This window comes from Vreelandella titanicae, assembly GCF_014697095.1.
In the GTDB taxonomy this organism is placed as follows: domain Bacteria; phylum Pseudomonadota; class Gammaproteobacteria; order Pseudomonadales; family Halomonadaceae; genus Vreelandella; species Vreelandella titanicae.
The window spans coordinates 3,953,904-3,974,211 of record NZ_CP059082.1 but is presented as its reverse complement, the minus strand read 5'-3'; the positions used below and the strand labels follow the sequence as shown (position 1 = coordinate 3,974,211).

17 protein-coding genes are annotated in these 20,308 nt (G+C 54.8%); 8 read left to right on the top strand and 9 right to left on the bottom strand.

Annotated features, from left to right (window positions below):
* The first annotated feature begins 72 nt into the window (after nucleotides 1-72).
* Entirely contained in the window at nucleotides 73-1,890 is a 1,818-nt protein-coding gene (locus HZS52_RS18355; protein WP_041158385.1) for an SEC-C domain-containing protein, read from the top strand.
* 19 nt (nucleotides 1,891-1,909) lie between these two features.
* Here HZS52_RS18355 and HZS52_RS18350 read toward each other — a convergent pair whose 3' ends face one another.
* Nucleotides 1,910-3,271 (bottom strand): AmpG family muropeptide MFS transporter, encoded by a 1,362-nt coding sequence (locus HZS52_RS18350; RefSeq protein WP_009286498.1) that lies wholly within the window; start codon nucleotides 3,269-3,271, stop codon nucleotides 1,910-1,912.
* A gap of 127 nt (nucleotides 3,272-3,398) precedes the next feature.
* Between HZS52_RS18350 and HZS52_RS18345 the strand changes: the two genes are divergently transcribed.
* The 4 genes from HZS52_RS18345 (at nucleotide 3,399) to HZS52_RS18335 (ending at nucleotide 6,207) form a co-directional block, all read left to right on the top strand.
* Nucleotides 3,399-3,917, top strand: coding sequence for an FKBP-type peptidyl-prolyl cis-trans isomerase (locus HZS52_RS18345; RefSeq protein ID WP_039858286.1), 519 nt, complete (start codon nucleotides 3,399-3,401; stop codon nucleotides 3,915-3,917).
* A 305-nt stretch (nucleotides 3,918-4,222) separates the two neighbouring features.
* A complete protein-coding gene (ccoM, locus tag HZS52_RS24680) occupies nucleotides 4,223-4,345 on the top strand; it encodes a cytochrome c oxidase subunit CcoM (RefSeq protein WP_263364941.1) in 123 nt (40 codons plus the stop codon).
* Between the two features lie 201 nt (nucleotides 4,346-4,546).
* The gene (locus HZS52_RS24515) at nucleotides 4,547-5,062 is read left to right on the top strand and encodes a hypothetical protein (protein ID WP_022523727.1); all 516 of its coding nucleotides are present in this window, start codon (nucleotides 4,547-4,549) and stop codon (nucleotides 5,060-5,062) included.
* 92 nt (nucleotides 5,063-5,154) lie between these two features.
* On the top strand, nucleotides 5,155-6,207 hold the full coding sequence (locus HZS52_RS18335; protein ID WP_027959222.1) for a GGDEF domain-containing protein: 1,053 nt from the start codon (nucleotides 5,155-5,157) through the stop codon (nucleotides 6,205-6,207).
* Here HZS52_RS18335 and HZS52_RS18330 read toward each other — a convergent pair.
* From HZS52_RS18330 to HZS52_RS18310, 5 genes are all read right to left on the bottom strand, one after another.
* On the bottom strand, nucleotides 6,191-6,658 hold the full coding sequence (locus HZS52_RS18330; RefSeq protein ID WP_027959223.1) for a group I truncated hemoglobin: 468 nt from the start codon (nucleotides 6,656-6,658) through the stop codon (nucleotides 6,191-6,193). The genes HZS52_RS18335 and HZS52_RS18330 overlap by 17 nt on opposite strands.
* 10 nt (nucleotides 6,659-6,668) lie before the next feature.
* Complete coding sequence (locus tag HZS52_RS18325; RefSeq protein WP_223827962.1) at nucleotides 6,669-7,547, bottom strand: DUF3034 family protein; 879 nt, start codon at nucleotides 7,545-7,547, stop codon at nucleotides 6,669-6,671.
* Nucleotides 7,544-9,913 (bottom strand): bifunctional diguanylate cyclase/phosphodiesterase, encoded by a 2,370-nt coding sequence (locus tag HZS52_RS18320; RefSeq protein WP_027959225.1) that lies wholly within the window; start codon nucleotides 9,911-9,913, stop codon nucleotides 7,544-7,546. The genes HZS52_RS18325 and HZS52_RS18320 overlap by 4 nt, the downstream gene beginning before the upstream one ends.
* Before the next feature lie 50 nt (nucleotides 9,914-9,963).
* Nucleotides 9,964-10,647 (bottom strand): cupredoxin domain-containing protein, encoded by a 684-nt coding sequence (locus HZS52_RS18315; RefSeq protein ID WP_009286503.1) that lies wholly within the window; start codon nucleotides 10,645-10,647, stop codon nucleotides 9,964-9,966.
* Between the two features lie 386 nt (nucleotides 10,648-11,033).
* The gene (locus tag HZS52_RS18310) at nucleotides 11,034-12,752 is read right to left on the bottom strand and encodes a proline--tRNA ligase (RefSeq protein ID WP_027959226.1); all 1,719 of its coding nucleotides are present in this window, start codon (nucleotides 12,750-12,752) and stop codon (nucleotides 11,034-11,036) included.
* 271 nt (nucleotides 12,753-13,023) lie between these two features.
* On the opposite strand from HZS52_RS18310, the gene HZS52_RS18305 reads away from it, so the two are divergent.
* On the top strand, nucleotides 13,024-13,458 hold the full coding sequence (locus HZS52_RS18305; protein WP_088701638.1) for a hypothetical protein: 435 nt from the start codon (nucleotides 13,024-13,026) through the stop codon (nucleotides 13,456-13,458).
* Nucleotides 13,459-13,528: 70 nt separating this feature from the next.
* On the opposite strand, the gene HZS52_RS18300 is transcribed toward HZS52_RS18305, so the two are convergent.
* From HZS52_RS18300 to HZS52_RS18290, 3 genes are all read right to left on the bottom strand, one after another.
* Nucleotides 13,529-14,944, bottom strand: a complete 1,416-nt coding sequence (locus HZS52_RS18300; protein WP_190373336.1) for an amidase — start codon at nucleotides 14,942-14,944, stop codon at nucleotides 13,529-13,531.
* A 109-nt stretch (nucleotides 14,945-15,053) separates the two neighbouring features.
* Nucleotides 15,054-15,896: a deoxyribonuclease IV gene (gene nfo / locus HZS52_RS18295; protein ID WP_009286506.1), complete on the bottom strand. Its 843-nt coding sequence runs from the start codon at nucleotides 15,894-15,896 to the stop codon at nucleotides 15,054-15,056.
* A 46-nt stretch (nucleotides 15,897-15,942) separates the two neighbouring features.
* The gene (locus HZS52_RS18290; RefSeq protein ID WP_009286507.1) at nucleotides 15,943-16,698 is read right to left on the bottom strand and encodes a glycerophosphodiester phosphodiesterase family protein; all 756 of its coding nucleotides are present in this window, start codon (nucleotides 16,696-16,698) and stop codon (nucleotides 15,943-15,945) included.
* Nucleotides 16,699-16,925: 227 nt separating this feature from the next.
* On the opposite strand from HZS52_RS18290, the gene HZS52_RS18285 reads away from it, so the two are divergent.
* Together HZS52_RS18285 and HZS52_RS18280 are read left to right on the top strand one after the other, a co-directional pair.
* A complete protein-coding gene (locus tag HZS52_RS18285) occupies nucleotides 16,926-17,903 on the top strand; it encodes an NADPH:quinone reductase (RefSeq protein WP_009286508.1) in 978 nt (325 codons plus the stop codon).
* A gap of 380 nt (nucleotides 17,904-18,283) precedes the next feature.
* On the top strand, nucleotides 18,284-20,224 hold the full coding sequence (locus HZS52_RS18280; protein WP_190373335.1) for an SLC13 family permease: 1,941 nt from the start codon (nucleotides 18,284-18,286) through the stop codon (nucleotides 20,222-20,224).
* The last annotated feature ends 84 nt before the right edge of the window (nucleotides 20,225-20,308 follow it).

Here is a 20,308-nt window from a genome sequence, read left to right as displayed (position 1 = left end):
TCGTTGTTTAATTCGATATCGTTGAACACGACATCGTTTAACAAGCCATCCTGTCACAACATGGAGACGGCAATGCTGGCGGTATGGGTCGATCAGCTGCTGGGATTCGCCTCCGGGGCACTCTCGGCAATCAGGCAACAAGAACACTATCCGGATTTTATGACCTGGGTGCGTGCCAAAGGCGCGGATTCCTTTGAAGGTGATGTGGCTATGGCCCAGGCGCTGGCACCGGTGCTATGGTCGCAAACACCGCTAGAGCGGCTCGACTTTGCCTGTGAGCCCCTCGCCACGCCGGGGCGTAATGAACCGTGCTGGTGTGACTCAGGGCGCAAATTCAAGCAGTGTTGCTATCAGATCGAGTTTCCCACTGAGATCCCCGATCAGATGATGTGGATGCTCTCGCTGCGCGAATGGAAGGGCGCGACCCTGAAAGCCGCGTTGGATAGCCAACAGGCTCCGGCTCAAGCGCTACTGGAAGCCGGGTTGATTGCTGCTGAAAGCGGCCAGACGGGCCGCGCTATGCAAATCCTTGAATCACTCTTCGATGGTAGTGACTGGTCACGGCTGCCTGAGCAGGCCGAGCCTGCCTTTGAAATCCTGCTGGATATTTATCAAGAGCGCGGTTTTAGCCGTAAACGTGCTGACCTGCTTGATGATGTGATGGAGCGGGGGCCGCTGTTTTTGCGTGGCGTGGCTCTTGAGCGTTTATGCCTGATGCACTTGGATAACGATGACCTGGATAGTGCCCGCGGTGCCTTTGTGAAGGCTCAGCAGGCGCTACCCGATTCGCCTACCTTGGCCTACATTGAAGCCATGCTGTTACTGCATGAAGGCCACGAACAGGAAGCCAAAGAGCGCGCTAATTTCTGGTATCGCCGCTTGGTTCGACAGGGTGATCTGGATGAAGATCAGTTGGATTTTTTAGCCGCGTTGGCGGATAACCCCGGCGCGACGCTTGCCGATCAGTTGCTGAGTGCGGAAGAGGATCTGGCCACGCCGCTGGTGGCGCTTCAGGCGCTGTTGGCCGCGCTGCCCACTGCCCCCAAAATCGATGTGAGCGCCGACCCTGAAAGTGGCCGATTGCTTTACAACACCAGTGCTCGTGAAGAGACGCTGTTTGCCGCCTGGCATGAGCAGTTTCAGGTGCTGGTGGATGAAGACGTAGCGTTGGGCTTCCGCGATGACCCTTGGGGCAACGCCATTGAGTGGATGTCGGCACTCTGTGCACATCCCGAGTGGCTGGACGCCCCACAGGTTGTGCAGGACTTAACGTTGGCGCTCACCAGCCGCTTTGGCAGCCTGCCGTGGATGGCCCCAAGCCTGCTGGAGCCACTGGCGCTTCGCCTCTCGCGCTGGTTGGAACAAGCCCGCGCCGAAGGCGATGGCAACCTGTGCTGGGACGATGCCAACAACGCCATGTTGCTACGCACAGGGCTCGCGTTGGTGGTCGGCATGGAGCGCGGGGCGCGTCAGCACTCCCGCGAGTTGGCCGAAGAGCTACTGCTGATCGACCAGGAAGATAGCTTAGGGCTGCGGGAGCTGGTACTTGACCAGTTGCTACGTGATGATCGCAACGAGGAAGCGTTGGCACTTGCGGAAGAGAGTGACGACGACGGCTCGCTGGTATTGGGGCTTTTGATGGGTAAAGCCCTGGCACTCTATCGGTTAGAGCAGCGTGAGGCGGCAGAAGCGGCGCTAGGCGATGTGCTTGGCCATAACCGCTACGCGTTAGAGCTAATTTGTGCAGAGAGCCCGCGGCCTTCCATGCCTCACCCCGATGGTCAGGTTGACCCCGGCTCCCGGGCGGAAGCGTGGCAGTACCGCACCTTGATGCGCGATCAGTGGCGGACTACGCCAGGGGCCTTGGACTGGCTCGAAACACATCGCTAGCCTAAACCTTCAAGCCTGTTTAAGCAGGCTTGGGGGTAGGCACTAGCTGCTTGTCCCGGCTGATCCAAATTGCCAAGATAATGGCGGGAAGGCCCAGTAACGTTGCGATGACAAAGAAGCTTGGGTAGCCCTGAGAGGTTACGACCAGCCCACCAAAACCGCTCAAAAACTTTCCTGGCAGCGTCATTAGTGATGAGAACAGCGCGTACTGCGTTGCAGTATAGGCGCGTGATGTGAGACTGGAAAGAAAGGCGATAAACACCGCACTGGCTAAGCCATTGGCAAGGTTATCGCCGATAATCGTCACCACCAGCATGGGCAACTGATTACCCACCACGGCAAGCACGGCAAACAGCAGGTTAGTCACCATCACTAACCCCGCGCCGAAGATCAGCAGCGGGCCAATGCCGTAGCGCGCCACGCATAGCCCGCCTAGAATTCCACCGGTAATGCTCATCGCAATGCCGAATATATTGGTCACGTTAGCAATCTCTGCCAGCGAGAAGCCCAGGTCGATATACAGCGGGTTGGCCATGGAGGCCATGGCCAAATCACTGATTCTAAATACGGCAATAAACACCAAAATCCACAGCGCTTTCACTCCATAGCGGCGAAAAAAGTCGGTAAACGGACAGACCAGCGCACCAATGCTCCAGGCACCCAGGCGGCGTAACAGTTTGGGCTTACCGCGGCTGGCGCGAATAAACGCCCGTACCTTAGGCTCATGGATAAGTTGAATAGAAAGCGAAGCGCGCTTCGGTTCAGGGCGCAGCAGCACGGTGAGAACGCCAATGCCCATTAGCGCCGCCATGCTCATGTAGGCCACATCCCAAGAGGCAGAGGCCGCGATATACAGTGCGCCGGCACCGGCGGCAAGTAAGCCACCGCGATAGCCAATAATATAGGTCGAGGCCATGGCGGCCTGAACATCGTCATCGGCGGACTCAATGCGATAGGCATCGATAGCGATATCCTGCGTCGCTGAGCCAAACGCCACCAGCAGTGCAAAGAGGGCCACCCAGCCGAGATTACCCACCGGGCTCAAACCGGCCAGCCCCACTAACCCCGCAACGATCAACCCCTGGGCTAACAGCATCCAGCCGCGGCGTTGGCCGAAGGCGCGGGTCAAAATCGGGAGCGCTAACCGGTCTACCACCGGCGCCCAGAAAAACTTGATCGAGTAGAGCATGCCAATCCAGGCAAAAAAGCCAATTGCCGCTACCTCCACGCCGTCGCTACGCAGCCAGGCGGAGAGTGTTGAAAACACTAATAAAAAGGGTAGGCCTGCAGAAAACCCCAAAAACAGCATGGTAATAACGGGTGCACGACAATAAATAGCCAGCGCAGCAAGCCAAGTGCGCTGGGGGGTGGGGTTTAACATTAAACGCTACTCCTGGTGGAAAGACGCTGGCAACGGCCAAGTGATAAACTGAGGCAGTGTTTCTATCGCAAAGTGCTATCACAAAGTTCTATCACAAAACCGACAGCTTACCGGAGAGGAGTTTTCCATGTCGATTACGGCGCATCAGGTAGTTACCTTGCACTATGTCCTCAGCGACGTGCTCAACGATGGCAGCAAGCAGGTATTGGATGACTCCCAAGCGCGCAATAAGCCGCTAGAGTATTTGCATGGTCACGACAATATCGTGCCAGGGTTGGAGAGTGCGCTAGCAGGTCAAATCGTTGGCGCCGAGCTTAGCGTTCAACTAATGCCCGCAGATGCCTACGGTGTGCGTAACGAAGATCTGGTTCAGGAAGTCAGCCGTGGCTCTTTTGGTAACGCTGAGTTGGAACCGGGCAGCCGCTTTCAAACTGAGGGCGAAGCCGGGCCGCAAATTGTTACGGTACTCAAAGTCGATGGCGACCGCGTCACCGTCGATACCAATCACCCCCTGGCCGGGCGCACGCTGAACTATAAAGTCACCATTTTAGACGTACGCGAAGCTACCCGTGCAGAATTAGCCAAAGGCCATCCGTTACCACCAGGTACCGAACACAGTAAAGTCGAAGACCGCAAGGTGCTCTAGCAACCTGTCGGACTTAACACTGATCTACTGCGAATCCCGGTATTTTGGCCAACTTTATTCGATCGATTTCGTTAAATAGCGCGCTATTCGCCTCAATCGATCGATAAATTTGGCTCAAAATCCGTGCTTCTCGCTACGATCGGCCAAGCCCGACAGGCTGCTAGGGCTCATCACGCCCAAAAATTGATGAGTATCAATTTTCTGTTCACCTTTTTTCCCCCGCCTGCCGTAACTTGATCTAGGTCAGCATTCTTCTGCCGTTGAGTGACTAGTATGAACGCATACATCACGGCGGGGGATTCACCATGTATTGGGATGACACAGTTATTTTCGGCTTAGTGACCGTCGCGTTAGTAATCGTTTTTATGCTGGGGTGGGTGGGCTTCGTGATTCGTGATCATCTACGTAAAGATGAGCGTAAAAAGTAGCTTTCCCACCTCATGTAAACCTTGTCAGGGGAGGGGGTTTGCTATCGCAGTAAACCTCCTGTTGCCAGCCCACCATGGGCTGGCTTTTTTTTGCCTGAAATGTGCTGAAAAGTTGCAATCGCATAGCGTGCGTTAATGAGCAATGCAAGGCGTGCTCTGGTAAAGTCCATTGAAGCAATGACTACACTAGGATGCTTTGTCATGAACGCAGTTGCCTTACACCACAGCCCGTGGGGTCGTGTACGTGATCGGTTAGCGTGCGCGTTAATTGTCGTGGGCATAATACTTCCCGCGACTGCCTTTGCCCAGGCAGTAAATATGATCAACGGCGATGTCACTCAAAAGGTCGCTTTAAGTGACTTGCACGACATGTCTGATACGACGTTTACACTCTATGACCCCTATCAAGGGCGCGATGTGGAGATGCAGGGCGTCGAGTTTCGCACCTTTCTGATTGAACAGTTTGGCGAAGTGCCCCCGGCGCTTCACTTTACCGCTTGGGACGACTACGAGGTTACCTTAGAAGGGTGGGACGACCCTAACTGGTACCTGATTAGCTCTGAGGATGGCGATCCGCTCACCATCCGTACGCGAGGCCCTGTGCGGCTGGTAGAGCGTGACTACAATAATCAGGGCAAGGGTGATCGCGACGTAGAAAACCTGCGTGAGTTCAATGACTGGATCTGGATGATTCGTAGCATAGAGGCGAAGTGGTGACATCCAAAACTAGGCCCGTCGCGCAGCCCACAGTTCGTCCCCGGCCTTTAGCTCGCCAGCACCGCTATTTTACGTGGTTATCATTGAGCTTGATGAGCTTTTTGGCACTTATGGTGTTGATTGTTTATGAATCGCGCTGGGTATACCCCGAAATACAGGCTTATTTCAGCCAGACGGGGAGCCTTACAGGTCAGCAGCTTTCTACTCGGGCACGGGTCTACCTACAAAATGCCCAATCCGAGCTATTGAGTGACCAGGCAGAGCAAGATGCGCTGGATGCCGCAGCCTTGGATATTGACCTGGCCTACGGCTTAGCCGATGTGCACATTTATCGGCGTGAATATACCTGCGTTGAGCCTAGTTTGAAGGAGTTGGATCGGCTGGTGGCGCTGCTCGTGGCGCGGGGCATTGACCGTATCGCTGCGGCGATGGCGTTGTTCGCACCGATTCAATGCTTAACCCATATTGAGATGGATCAGCTTGATCGTCGGGGCGCAGCGATTAACGATTTTTCCGAAAGCACCCGTCAGCATCGTCAGGTGCTGACTTACTCCAGTTTATTGATCTTTGTGATGGGATTGGCGTTTTGGTGGCTCCATGAGCGCCAGCTAAGACGCGCAGATCGCGCCACCCAAGAGACCTTCGAGTGGATGCAGCGTGCCATGCGCGACCCGCTCACCGGGATTGGCAATCGCAGCGCTTTACACCAGGATGTGTTGGCGAAGCAGCATCAATCGTTAGGGCTGATTCTGGTCGATATCGACTTTTTTAAACAGTACAACGATGCCTATGGGCATCCGCAAGGCGATACTCTTTTGCGCCAATTGGCCACATTGATTGGTGAAACGCTGAATGATGAAGCGCAGCTCTACCGCTTGGGAGGCGATGAGTTCGCGGCACTACTTCACTGCCCGAACACTGACACGCTGAAGCGTTACTGTCGTCAGCTAATTGAAGGGCTGCGGGAAGCTGATTTTGCCCACTCTGCCCATCCGGATAAAAAAGGTGTGACGTTAAGCGTTGGCGGGAGCTGTTTTGTAGCCGATGAAGCAACGTTTCCCTACGCTTACGAAGCCGCCGACAAAGCACTCTACCGGGTAAAAGCGATGGGCCGTGACGGTTGGCAGGTTACTGAAGACGCATAACGTCTGTGTACATAGGGGCGAGTCTGCCCAGCAGTTCATTACGTGCGCCAAGGGCAATACCCTCCGCCTGCATAGCCGCATCGAGATGTTCCACCAAGCGATTAAAATGCGCATCTGTTAGCCCCATATGTTGATGAGCACGATCCATCGGCGGGCCTTCATAGTGGCAGGGGCCATCGCTTACATCGCATAGCTGGCTGGCCAGGGATTCAGCAAATAAATCGATATTGGTGTTAGCAAAAAACACCACTACTTCGGGATCATCCGCAATTCGGTATAAGAGATTCTCGACCACCGTGTCGATAGTGCCCTGACCGCCAAGCCGTTCGTAAAGCGTTGTTGATTGAGTGGCTGACTGATGAGTGCAGCCTGCGAGCGTAATTGCGATTGTTGCAAAAGTAACCGTTATTAAACCACGGTGTGTCCGCTTGCATTTGTGTGGAAAGCTCATAGCGCCCCGCTTAGAAAGCTGCCTGAAGTGAAAGATAGCCGCCGCGTTGGGAAGGTAGGCCGGCAATGTCGCCTAAGTTCAACCACGCGCCCGTGAGTGATAAGTGCTTATTGAAGAAGTAGGCACTGTAGAGACTTTGCCAATCATCCTCTTTAGCTACGCTTAGGTTATCGGGTTTCTGACGATACTCTGCACCGACAACCCATTGCGGGGTAATAAAGACGCCCACGCTCCCCTCGGCCATCCACGAGCGGCTACTCTGATCGCCGCCAAAGCCAAGCAGACCGCCCTGGTTGGCATTGGTATTGCGCAGGGTGGCGTTGAATAGCACATTGCGCCCGGCAACAGCGCTAAACAGCAACTTGCTGGCGCTAAGATACATATCGGTACCGCTTGTTTTATCGGCACCGAGGGCGGTGGGAATGGTGCCATCAACCAGTCGTTTATGTTGCATCCCAACACTCCAAATGCCCCAAGGGTGATAGAGCACATCACCGAGCAAGCGCACCTTAGCACCGTAAATATCCTGGCCTAGCTCGCCACCCAGGGTGTCTAGATCAAGCGTTTGACGCGCCACTGAGACTTCAATACGGTCATAAACATTCAGGCTTGCGCCGGTCACTGTTAGCCGATAATCGTCCACCCAGGCATGGGTAGCGGCGGCAGTGACGCCGATTTCCTGTTCGCTGGCGGTGCTGGCCAGCACTGCCCAAGGCGATAAGCCACCCCCCGCGGCCCCTTCAATAGCACTCACTCCGCCCGTACTTACAATACGGCTACCGGCATAGGAGGGCATGGCCGCAAGCGCTAAACAGACCGCAAGGCAGCTGAAAAAAAAGTGCCGAAAGGGTGAACTGGATGGTGAAAACATAGATTGAAATAACATCATGGCTTTCTCTGGAACGCCTTTAGTAAGGAAGACATCGGGTGGGGCAAGGAGAGCGGCGTAAAATTATCCAACCATGCGGGGAGTTCATCAGCTGGCATTGGTTTAGCAATCCAATAGCCCTGTAAAAAGTCACAGCCAAGCTTGCTTAACAGCTCGGCGCTGGCGCGATTCTCGACGCCTTCGGCCACTAAGCGCAGTCCTAAGCTGTGGCCCATTTCGATGGTCGAGCTGACAATCGTCAAGTCATCTTTTTGGGAATCAATGGCCAACACGAACGATTTATCGATCTTGAGTTCATCCACGGGCAAGCGTTTGATTTGCGCTAGGGAAGAGTAGCCGGTGCCGTAATCGTCAATCGCGATACGCAGCCCTAGTTGGTTGAGCTCCATCAACGTGGCCATGGCGGCATCAACGTCCTGCATAACGGCACTTTCAGTGACTTCGATACTCAGGCGGGCAGGGGCAAGACGATAGCGCTCAAGCAGGCTAGCCAAATAAGCAGCTAATTGGCGATCCACCACATCACTGGCGGAGAGATTAACCGCTACCGATAAGTGGTAACCATGCTGCTGCCAAGCATGCAGTTGAGCGCAGACATTGGCTAACATCCAGTGGCTTAGCATGCTGATGCTTCCCGAACGCTCGGCCAAGCTAATAAACTCATCGGGTGGCACAAAACCTAACGACGGGTGACGCCAGCGCATCAACGCTTCGCACTGATCGACACGGCCGTTACGTGTGTTTACTTTGGGCTGGTAGGCCATCCACAGCTCACCGTTGCCCACCGCGTCCTGTAGGTCTCGAATCAAGGTGAGCTGGCGTAAATGATGCTCATCCTGTCCTTCCAAATAGCGTTGATGGGCGTGACGGTGGCGACGCGCCATATCGAGTGCGATGTCGGCACGCCGCAGCAGCAGTTGAGGGCTGTCGCCATGGTCGGGGTAATTAGTTTCGCCCGCCGAGAGTGACGGCGTGATAGGGAATTTATCAAGGTCGATAGGGTGGTGCAGCGTTGTAAAAAGGCGGGTTCGCCAGGCAAAGTCGCTTCTCGACTGCTTGACGAGTAGCAGTAATTCATCGCCATCCAGTCGGTAGGCAGTGCTCTCAGAGCCATCAAAGTGCTGCAAGCGCTTGGCCAGTGTGACTAGCACGTGATCCCCCAGCGCATAGCCGAAGGTGTCGTTGATGTCGCGAAAGTTGTTAATCGCCAGGCGAAGCAAGGTAAAAGGCTCACCGCGTTTGATCAAAAGGCTAATATCTTCTTGGGTGCTGATGCGGTTGGGCAGGTCGGTAAGGAGGTCGTGGCGAGACTGGTGATGAAGCGTCGCCTCGCGCTGAGCGATGCCTTCCTGCATGGCGATCAGTGTCGACGCCAAAAGCCCCGTTTCACTTCGCTCACTACCAATGGGTAGCTCGGTAAAACGTTCGCCGCGACCAATGCGCTGTGCCGCCTTCGCCAACTCCATTAACGGTTTGCTCATACTCCGGGCGCTCCACATAGCAATCAGCACGGTAAACAGCAGGATCAAAGCAATGATTCCCAGCAGTTGCCACTGCAGCGAGCGGTAAGCGCCAAGCAGCTCGTTGCGTGAGAGTTGTAACAACGCATAGGTCTGGTTGACGTCATCGGAATAGAGCTGAGACGCGTAGGTCAGGTACTCGGCATCCGGCGTCATCTGGCTGTGTAAGGCATATTCACCTTCGATTAGCTCATCGTCACGCCCGCTCATTAATTCCAGGGCCAGTTGCTCGGGATGAGAACTGGCAAGGTAGCTGATCTCGCCGTTGTCGCGATAGTTGACTACGCTGATGTCCAACCCGGTTAATGCATTAATCTCTTCCGTGACCGCTTCATTGATTAAAAAGCCCATACCCACCCAGCCAATCAGGTTGGGGGCACGCACTGGCAGCAGGGCAAACTCGTACGGCTGCCCTTCGGCGATGACGACGCTAACAGCTTCGCCTTCTTGGCTGGCTCGATCGAACAACTGCGGGAAAGGCATGGGGCTATTTTGCGCGTGATGGCTGCTTGCCAAAATACGCCCATCCAGGCCGCTGAGTAACACGATATCCGCCTTGGCTCGATCACCATGGTTGGCCAATACGGAGTAGAGCGTATCGGTGTCCTGGGTGGAAACGGCGCTTTTAAAACCGAAGTCATCGGCAAGAATGGCGACGTTATTAGCTAACTGCTCACCGCGTGCGTCCAGCAGTTGTTCCAATACATTGGCACCCACTTCTAAACGTTGGGAGCCTTTTGCAATGACGTCGTTTTGGGTCGCACGAAGAAACGCCACCCCGGTGGCGAGTTGCGAGACAATCACCACTGTCAGTAGCACGAGCATCAGGCGCGTTCTAAAGCGCATAGCAACCTCACTAAGTGGCGGATCGCGATCTCCTGAACACTGATAGGGGCTTAGGTGGCATCTTTAAATCGCTGCTGAAGTGGAGAGAGTGTTGGCGCTGGGGGTGGCAGCGCATTGAGTTTCAAGCTGACGTTTAATTGGTCGGTATCGGTAATGACGCCTTCCCACCAGACTTGTTGGCTGTCATCAAGCTGAGGGTGCCAAATCCGCACACGATGCTCACCTGGCGGCAGAGTAGGTAGCAAAAGCGTGCCTTCGGCAGCCGTTGTGGCCATATAGGGAGCGTCGCTAACGACAATAAAGGCCTGCATATGGTCGTGAATATTGCACCCCAAGACGACAATGCCCGCTCGGTCGAATTGAACTGGTGGTGGGGTTTCTTGCAGGTAGAGATTTAAATCAAAGGTTTTGGCCGGTGAAAAAGAGTAGACGTGATGGCGAGTCGTATCTTGGTTAGGAAATGCCACATAGCTGTCGGTCGATACGGTTAGCACCTTGGGGTGAAAGGCGGCATCGCGCTGGTAGATACTCTCTTGTTGGGGTGGATTTCCTGCTGAGGTGTCGTAATAGACCTCAACCACTGCGTCCTCAAGCAGTTGACCTTCAACACTACGCACCGTTACCTGGGCAGCATTAGCGGTGGAGACAAGTAGGGATGTGATTGCCACTACAAAAAACGGGGCAGTAAATACGCTGAAAAAGCCACTAAAAGGGCTACGTTGTTGTGTTGGCATTCAGATTGGCATCCCGCATTAAGCTGGCAAAGTGTTAAGCCTAATAGTGGATGGATTATGCAAGAAAGTCATGCCTTTGGCTTAACGGTAAGCCAACACTTGTGGATTTATCCTTAACTTTGCTTTTGTTTTATTAGGTGCTGTGGCACTCGCACCAGTGACCACGTTAGCTTTTACCGATTAGATGGGCAGGATAGTGCTTAACGCAATGCTGGCTGGCGCCAAGTGTCCCGCCAGGCATACATGACGCGCTCTGGGTACCAGGTTTCTCCCAGGCTGCGTCTGGCGCTGCACGTCATCACCAATAAAACGCGCTAGCGGCGTGCCCATACGTTCACGCCACTGGGCTTGTCTCTACAAGCCCAGCGCCGCTCAGCGTTACTGCCTTAGCTAGCTTTCTCACGCAAAAAGTCGATGATTTGATCCGCAGGCACCATGGTGGCTTCGCTATCCCGACGTCCTTTATATTCCAGTTCGCCGTTGTCCAGGCCGCGGTCGCCGATTACCAGGCGGTGAGGAACGCCCATCAGCTCCAAGTCGGCAAATTTAACGCCGGGCCGGGTGTCTCGGTCATCCAGCAAGACGTCTAAGCCAGCGGCGGTGAGTGCTTGGTAAAGACGTTCAGACTCTTCGCGAACACGCTGGGATTTGTGTGCATTCATCGGCACCAGTGCCACCTGGAAGGGCGCAATAGCGTTAGGCCAGATAATGCCGGATTCATCGTGGTTCTGCTCAATGGCCGCGGCGACCACACGGGTCACGCCGATGCCGTAGCAACCCATCCAAGGATGGCTGGTTTTGCCGTTGTCGCCCAGTACGTTGGCGTTCATGGCCTGGGAGTACTTTTGGCCAAGCTGGAAGACGTGGCCAACCTCGATGCCGCGCTTGATAGAGAGCGTGCCTTGACCGTCGGGAGAAGGGTCGCCTTCCACCACATTGCGTAGGTCGGCCACCTCGGGAAGGGCAACATCACGCTCCCAGTTAATGCCGAAATAGTGTTTGCCTTCAATATTGGCACCCGCGCCAAAGTCGCTCATCAGGGCAACGCTGCGGTCGGCAATAATGGGCATATCAAGGTTCACCGGGCCAAGCGAGCCAAAGCCTGCACCAACTGCTGCGCGAATTTCTTCTTCGCTGCCCATGGTCAGCGGGGCCGCCACTTGGGGAAGGTTCTCTGCTTTTACCTCGTTCAGCTCATGATCACCGCGCACCAATAGGGCAATCAGGCCACCTTCAGCGGCACGTACGATGAGGGTCTTGACCGTTTTCTCGATCGGCAGATCAAACTGCTCAACCAGGGCGGCGATGGTCTTGGCATTAGGTGTATCTACCAGATGCATCTCTTGGGTAGGTGCTTCGCGCTGTATGTCGCTGCCCACCGGAGCAGGCAGGGCTTCGGCCTTTTCCATGTTTGCGGCGTAGTCGGAGGCGTTGGAGAATACGATATCGTCTTCGCCCGAGTCGGCCAGTACGTGGAATTCATGGGAGCCGGTGCCGCCGATAGAGCCGTTGTCGGCAATTACCGGGCGAAAGTCGAGGCCTAGTCGCGTGAAAATGCGTGTGTAAGCATCATACATATCCTGGTAGGTCTGCTTCAGCGAGGCTTCATCCAGGTGGAAGGAGTAAGCATCCTTCATGATGAACTCGCGGGAGCGCATTACCCCAAAGCGTGGGCGAATCTCGTCACGGAACTTGGTCTGAATCTGATAGAAATTGACCGGCAGCTGTTTATAGCTGGCAATCTCTTTGCGCACCAGGTCGGTGATCACTTCTTCGTGGGTCGGGCCGACGCAGTAGTCGCGGTCGTGGCGATCTTTCAGGCGTAACAGCTCGGGGCCATACTGCTCCCAACGGCCAGACTCCTGCCAAAGCTCAGCGGGCTGCACGGCGGGCATCAGTACCTCTTGAGCACCGGCACGGTTCATCTCTTCGCGCACAATGGCTTCCACTTTACGCAGGGTGCGCAGGCCAAGTGGCAGCCAGGTGTATAGCCCTGAGGTTAAACGGCGAATCATCCCGGCACGGAGCATTAGCTGGTGGCTAATGACTTCGGCGTCAGCCGGGGTTTCTTTGAGAGTGGCAATCAGTAATTGGCTGGCGCGCATGGGCGTGAGCATTCCTTAGGTTTTTGAAAACAGGGTTGTTGAAAACCTGGTTCTTGAAAGCTGGGTTCTTGAAAAAGTGCTTGGAAGCGTTGAATGGGGACATTGTACGGTCTAGCGGTTAAAGCGGCAAAATAGTGCTTATGTTCAAATGATCTATGCTTTTGGATGGTTGTGCTAAACTGATCGAGTTTTGTGGCGCGATAGTCGGCAAAAAACGCAAGCGCAATACGCTATATCGACTATCGTTACTTTTTTGTTTGAGGGAACCTTCATGCATCAAGCAGTTCGTCGCTGGTTGACTGGCGCCGTGGTTGGCGTTTCCATCGTGTCACTGAGTGGTTGTGGTACGCTTTTTCATCCTGAGCGTAAAGGGCAATTGAGCGGTGATATTGATCCGGTTATTGCTGTCGCCAATGGGGTCGGTTTGCTGTTCTTTATCGTACCTGGAGTGATTGCTTACGCCGTGGATTTCTCTAATGGCACTATCTACCTGCCGGGCCGCAACAGTGCCTCAGTGGATGTTCACCACTTAGACGACGCTATGGACGTGGCTTCTCTGGAAAAATTGCTCTCTGAAACAGCCGGTCAGCCGGTGAGCTTAGAGAGCGAGTTGGTCATGATTGAAGAGATGAGCAACTTGGATGAAGCGCTGGCGATGGTGCGCATGTCGGGCGTGTTAGACCAAGAGAAACTCTCAGCGATGTAACGTTCGCTATTGATCGTTAAAACCCAGCCAGGCATTACACCTGGCTGGGTTTTTTCATGTGGTACAAGTGTTAAGCATACTGGGCAGGGTTAGGTACGCTGGGAAAGCGCGGCGGATGCGCTTCCATGTAGGCATGGCAGGCGCGCAGAACGCGAGCATCATCATATTTGCCTCCTGCTAGCTGAAAGCCTACCGGCAATCCTTTATCGGTAAATCCGCAGGGCACCGAGGCGGCGGGCTGCTGGCTAAGGTTAAAAGGATAGCTAAAGGGCGCCCACTCCTCCCAGTCCCGCATGTCGCTGCCGGGGGGGACTTCCTGATTTATTTCAAACGGCGGTATCGCCACCGAGGGTGTCATTAGCAGGTGGTACTCTTGGTTAAAGTGCTCCAGGCGCTGGGTTAACTCTGCGCGGTCTGCCAAGGCACGGAACAGCTCAACGGCTTTCCAGGGTTCGGCCTCACGGGCATTGGCCACCATGCCGGGATCCAGCAGCGTACGCTGGTGATCATCCATTTGTGACCACTGCTCTAAAGAGGCGGTAAACCAAAGCTTGCGGAAGGTATCCAGCGGTGACGAAAAGCCGGGATGTACTTCGACGATTTCAGCGCCCAACGCCTCCAGTCTGCCGGCTGCTTCTCGCACGCGCTCGGCAACCTGTGGATCTACCTTGGCGTAGCCAAGATCAGCCGAGTAGCCAATCCGTAGTCCGGTTAAACCTTTATCCAAATCCATCCCCCAGCACTCAGGCTGCCCGCGGGTGGCGTAAGGGTCACGGTAGTCGTAGCGGCCCATCACATTGAGCATGCTGACCGCATCCCGCACGGTGCGCGTTAACGGCCCCAGGTGCGATAGGCTGGGCTCTTTAGCCGGTGGCCATTGGGGCGTCCAGCCAAATGTGGGTTTGAAGCCAAAAACACCGGTGAACGCCGCGGGGATACGTATGGATCCGCCGGAGTCGCCGCCCTGGTGCAGTACCCCCATATTGAGTGCCGCAGCAGCGGCGGCCCCGCCGGAAGAACCGCCGGGGGTTAACCGAGTATCCCAGGGGTTAGCCGTGGCACCGAAGACACGGTTATCGGTCACGGCTTTCCAGCCAAATTCGGGCGTGTTGGTTTTACCTAAAATGACGGCGCCTGCTTCACGCAGCATGCGTGCGGGTGGCGCATCGGTGTCACATAGCGCTTCAGAAGAGGTTAACGAGCCTTCTCGGCAGGGCATGCCTGCCACTTGGGTCAGGTCTTTAAGCGATACCGGCACCCCGTCGATGGGGCTTAGCGGCTTGCCTTGCCCCCAGCGCCGCGCCGAGGCTTTGGCCGCCGATTCCGCACCTTCAGCATCTACATACACATAGGCGTTAACGTCTGGGTTGAAGCGCTCGATTCGATCAAGAGCGACACGAGTCGCTTCTAGCGGGGAGGCCTCTCGGCTTGCAAACAAGTGAGCTAGGGTCTGGGCATCTAAACTGCCAAGATCGGTATCGCTCATTGCACACTCCTTACGTAGGCTGGGGCTTGGGTAAAGGAGTTTAAGCGTAGGCAAGCATTACCGGGCGTGCAAAAACCGCTGAATCGTAGGCTGACTCTTTGTATCCACTTCAGGAGGCTTGAGCGCGTAGCCAAGCTATTTCATCGGCCCATATCTCGGGTTCGATGGTCTCCAGTATCATTGGAATGCCGTTAATCCGTGGTTCCTGCATGATGGTGGTAAAGGCAGGTAGGCCAATGTTGCCTTTGCCCAGGCTATGGTGGCGATCCACGCGGCTGGCAAGGTTGCTTTTGGCATCGTTTAAATGCATGCCGCGCAGATACTCAAAGCCGACCACGCTGTCTAGCTCATCAAGCGTTGCTTGGGTGGCCTCTGTCGTGCGTAGATCATAGCCCGCCGCAAAGGCGTGGCAGGTGTCAATACACACCCCCACGCGAGTTTTATCGTCCACGTGGGCAATGATTTCGGCCAAATGCTCGAAGCGCCAACCCAGGTTAGTGCCTTGGCCAGCGGTATTTTCAATGACTGCGGTAACGCCTTGGGTATGCGTTAGCGCTTCGTTAACGGATTCTGCAATACGCTTTAAGCAGTCGCTTTCGCTGATTTTGTTCAAATGGCTGCCAGGGTGAAAATTAAGCAGCGTCAGCCCCAACTGCTCGCAGCGCTGCATCTCATCCAGAAACGCATCGCGGGATTTGCGCAGCCCTTCCTGCTCGGGGTGACCCAGATTAATCAGATAGCTGTCGTGGGGCAAAATCTGCTCTGCAGAAAAGTTGTGCTCGGCACAGGCATCGCGAAAGGCTTGAATCGCCTCATCAGTGAGCGGTTTACCTTTCCATTGACGCTGATTTTTGGTGAATAGCGCAAACGCATCCGCACCGATTTCCACTGCTCGCTGCACGGCTTGGTCTGCGCCGCCAGCGGCGCTCACATGGGCTCCTAGGTACTTCACGGTGGACTCCTTGTCAGTGTGTGAACTTATAAGTTGTTAGAGTTTATCAATGGCTGTCTAAAAAGCGCTTGAACGCGGCGGGTTCATCGGTGATGACACTGCCGATGCCCCACTCCCAGCGGCTATGAAAGGCACTGGGGTCATTGGCGGTATAGCACAATATTTGATAGCCATCGCGCTGCATAGCGTCGGCTTGAGCGCGCTTCAAACGTGGCCAGTGAGGGTGCACGCTAAAAGCCTCAATGGCCTCGCACTGCTCACGCCAACTTTTGGGCACGCTACCGAACAGCACACCCAGGGCCAGCCGTTCTTTGCTGGCAAATTGACGGCAGTGGCCAAGAGCCGCGGCATTGAAGGAGGAGATAATCAAGCGCTCGGGGGGGAGAGTGTCAAGCATCTCCGGCAGCGCGCGTTCCACCAGCGCGATGGGGTCGCGGCCTTTGTTGACCTTGATTTCCATATTGGCGCCCATTTCCAGCTCGTTAAGCAGTGCCAACATCTCGCTGAGGCTAGGCATCTTCTCACCCGCAAAACGATCGTCAAACCAAGCCCCGGCATCCAGGGTTTGCGCCTTCGCCCAGCTCATGGAGGCGAGTCCGCCCCGTCCGTTTGAGCAGCGTGCTACATCGCCGTCGTGCCAAATCACCGGGGTGCCATCACCCAGTAGCTGCACATCCAGCTCTACCCATGTGGCTCCCGCTTCATAGGCGGCGCGCACCGCGGCGAGGGTGTTTTCAGGGGCAGCGGCGGAGTAGCCGCGGTGGGCAATCAGCGCGGGGAGTTGAATAGCGGGATGCGTCATGACAAATCTCTAAGCCTTAGACGATAAAGAAGCGCTAATACTAGCATGGGCGCATGACAGCAGGATTGCATTGCCTCGCGTTCTAGTGGGTAAAAATACGCTAGCGTGCTAGCTTGATTTAAATGCCATGACGCGCTTGTATAGCAGCACCTGTTGCCATGCTTAGCATTATTCAGAGATGGCGTATCAACTCGAATAATAGCCGAATTACACAATAAGGAGTCCTAATGTCTCAGCGTATTCAATTTGCCCGCACCGGCGGTTCTGAGGTACTTGAACTGGTCGACGTTACCCCTGCTGAACCTGGCCAGGGTGAAGTACGTATTGCTAATAAAGCCGTTGGCCTTAATTTTATCGACATCTATTTTCGTACCGGGCTCTATCCAACCCCTTCCATGCCTTCTGGTCTAGGCACCGAAGGTGCAGGCGTGGTCGATGCGGTTGGCGAAGGAGTCACACACCTTCAGGTTGGCGATCGCGTGGCCTATGCCCAAGGCCCGTTGGGCGCCTATGCTGAACTGCATACGCTGCCAGCGGCTAAAGTGGTCAAGCTACCCGACTTCGTTGATTTCGACACCGCAGCGGCGAGTATGCTCAAGGGCCTTACCGTGCAGTATCTGCTTCGCCAAACCTATGAACTAAAAGGTGGCGAAACCATTCTATTTCACGCCGCAGCGGGCGGGGTAGGTTCGATTGCCTGCCAGTGGGCGAAGTCGTTAGGCGTTAAGCTGATCGGCACAGTCAGTTCACAGGAAAAAGCGGATCTAGCCATGGCCAACGGTGCCTGGGCGACAATTAATTACAGCGAAGAGAACGTGGTAGAGCGCGTACGCGAGCTTACCAACGGCGATATGTGCGATGTGGTGTATGACTCGGTGGGTAAAGACACCTGGGAAATGTCACTGGACTGCCTGAAGCCCCGTGGTCTGATGGTCAGCTTTGGCAACGCGTCTGGCCCGGTGGAGGGCGTTAATATCGGCATTCTGAATCAGAAGGGCGCACTTTACGTGACCCGCCCCAGCCTGAATGGCTACGCCGACACCCGCGAGCGTTTGGAGATGATGTGCGAAGAGTTTTTCGCCATGATTGAAAGCGGTAAGGTCAACATTGATATCGCCAACCGCTACCCACTTGCAGAAGCTGGCAAAGCCCAAGACGCCCTGCAAAGCCGCAAGACCACGGGCTCAACTATTCTTTTGCCGTAGCGAATTCGTTTTATCCGACGATAGAGCTTTGAGAGCAGCAGCAGGGGCAGCCTGAAGCGGTTGGCCAGGGCCCCGTGAAGTTTCCTATATCTCAAAGGCTGCACGCATCGCTATAAGATTGTTGATGCTCACATTATTGTTGAGCGCCAAAAGTAAGCGCTTTTATTAGCCCGTTTTACCCTTCATTACACTACCGATATGAAGCTCGGCTTTGCCGAGCTTTTGTCCCTTTTGGCTATGTGTTTATAGGCTTTGCGTATGCAGGGTCTATACCTCTGTATAGTAAACGTCTAATGTGCAGAAGAAATAGTCATGTTAAAGCGTGTTTTGCATCAATCGCATGGTGAACTTTCAAACGCCAGCAAGGGAGTGGGAAAAGGATGTCGGCTGAGGACATAAGTGTTGAGGGCTCAAGCGCTGAGGGCTCCGGTATTGAAAACGTAAGTATTGAAGCATTGGATCTTGGCGGGTTAACGCTTACACCTAGCACACTGGTGTTTATCGTACTTGGGCTAACGCTCGCCGCGTTTATATGGGGACGCTTTCGTTATGACTTAGTGGCGCTGGCAGCGTTGTTGGGTTCGGTCATGCTGGGGCTTGTGCCGGCCGAAAGCGCTTTCGCCGGTTTCGGCCATCCGGCGGTGATTACTGTGGCCGCCGTACTGGTGCTTAGCCGAGGGTTTGAGCGCTCGGGCGTGGTCGATATTATTGCCAACCAAGTGCTTAAAGTGGGGGAAAACCTGCTGCTCCAACTCCTGGTGCTGGTGGGTACCATTGTTGTGCTGTCAGGTATTATGAATAATGTGGGCGCCCTGGCACTGCTGCTACCGGTAGCTATGCGACTTGCCCGCGAACACAACACCTCGCCTTCCTTACTGCTTATGCCCCTGGCGTTTGGCTCTCTGCTCGGCGGCCTGACCACGATGATTGGTACCCCACCCAATATCATTATTTCCAGTTATCGCCGTGATGTGACAGATGAAGCATTTAGTATGTTTAGCTTCTCGCCTGTAGGCATCGTAGTTGCGCTGGCGGGGCTGGCCTTTATTGTTCTGGTGGGCTGGCGCTTGACGCCCAAGCGTAGCGGCCAGGCCTCTACGGATGAAATGTTCGATACCGCCAACTATTTAGTCGAATTGAAAGTAGGCGAAGAGTCGAAGGCCAAGGGCCTAACGCTACAACAGTTGCGCGACGAACTGGACGAAACCATTCCCGTGTTAGCGGTGGTGCGTGATGACAACCGCCGTGCAGGCTATAACTTCCACGGCGCACTGGAAGAGGGCGATATTCTGCTATTAGAAGCAGGGCCTGATGAGCTTCAAATGCTGGAAGACAAAGTAGGGCTAAGCGCGATTGCAGAGTTGGAGGAAGACCCTGGGGCGGAGGATGCTGAGCCTACGGAGAGTGATAAGGATCCTGCGAATAAGAAAGATTCTGAGCAGGATCGACAGCCCGTGGATACCGAGGGCCTGCAACTGATCGAGGCCGTGGTGCGTAACGACTCAATGATGATTAACCGCAGCGTACGCCAGCTACGCTTAAACCATCAGTTTGGCCTGCACTTGGTGGCTGTCGCACGGGATGGCGGGCGCTTGAAGCAGCGGTTGCGGGATATTCGTTTTAAAAACGGTGATGTTTTGCTCCTTCAGGGCAGTGAAAACGAGATGTCAGATAGCCTGGCCTCGCTTGGGTGTCTACCCCTGGCTAGCCGTGAACTGCATCTGGGGCAGCCACGCAAACTCGCTATGTCGATTGCTATTTTTGCCTTGGCAATCGTCGCCATGCTGTTTGATCTACTCCCCGCAGCGGTGGCCATGAGTAGTGCGGCACTGATTTCGCTCCTGATTGGCGTGTTACCACTCCGGGAAGGGTATCAGGCCATTGATGGCCCCGTCATAGTGCTGCTCGCGGCGATGATTCCCGTGGGCGAAGCATTAGAAACCAGTGGAGGTGCAGATTTGATTGCTAACGCGCTGCTCAGTTTTGGCAGCGATTGGCCGGTGGTGGTGACTATGATAGGGCTATTTTTACTCTCTATGCTGCTCTCCAATGTGGTTAACAATGCGGCGGCTGCGCTACTGATGGCACCGATTGCGGTGAGCTTAGCCAATGGCTTTGACGTCTCACTGGATCCGTTTTTGATGGTCGTAGCTGTTAGCGCTTCCTGTGCGTTTTTAACCCCTATTGGGCACCAATCCAATACGCTGGTGCTTGGGCCTGGCGGCTACCGCTTTGGTGATTATTGGAAACTGGGCTTGCCGCTATCACTGGTGGTGCTGGTGGTTGCTATCCCAATGATCCTATGGGTGTGGCCGCTTTAATAGGCGAGGTCGCCGCTTGGTCTGTCGGTTTGGCACCTGCGGAATTGTATGAATAGTGCTATTAGGTTTCGAAAATTTTGCTAG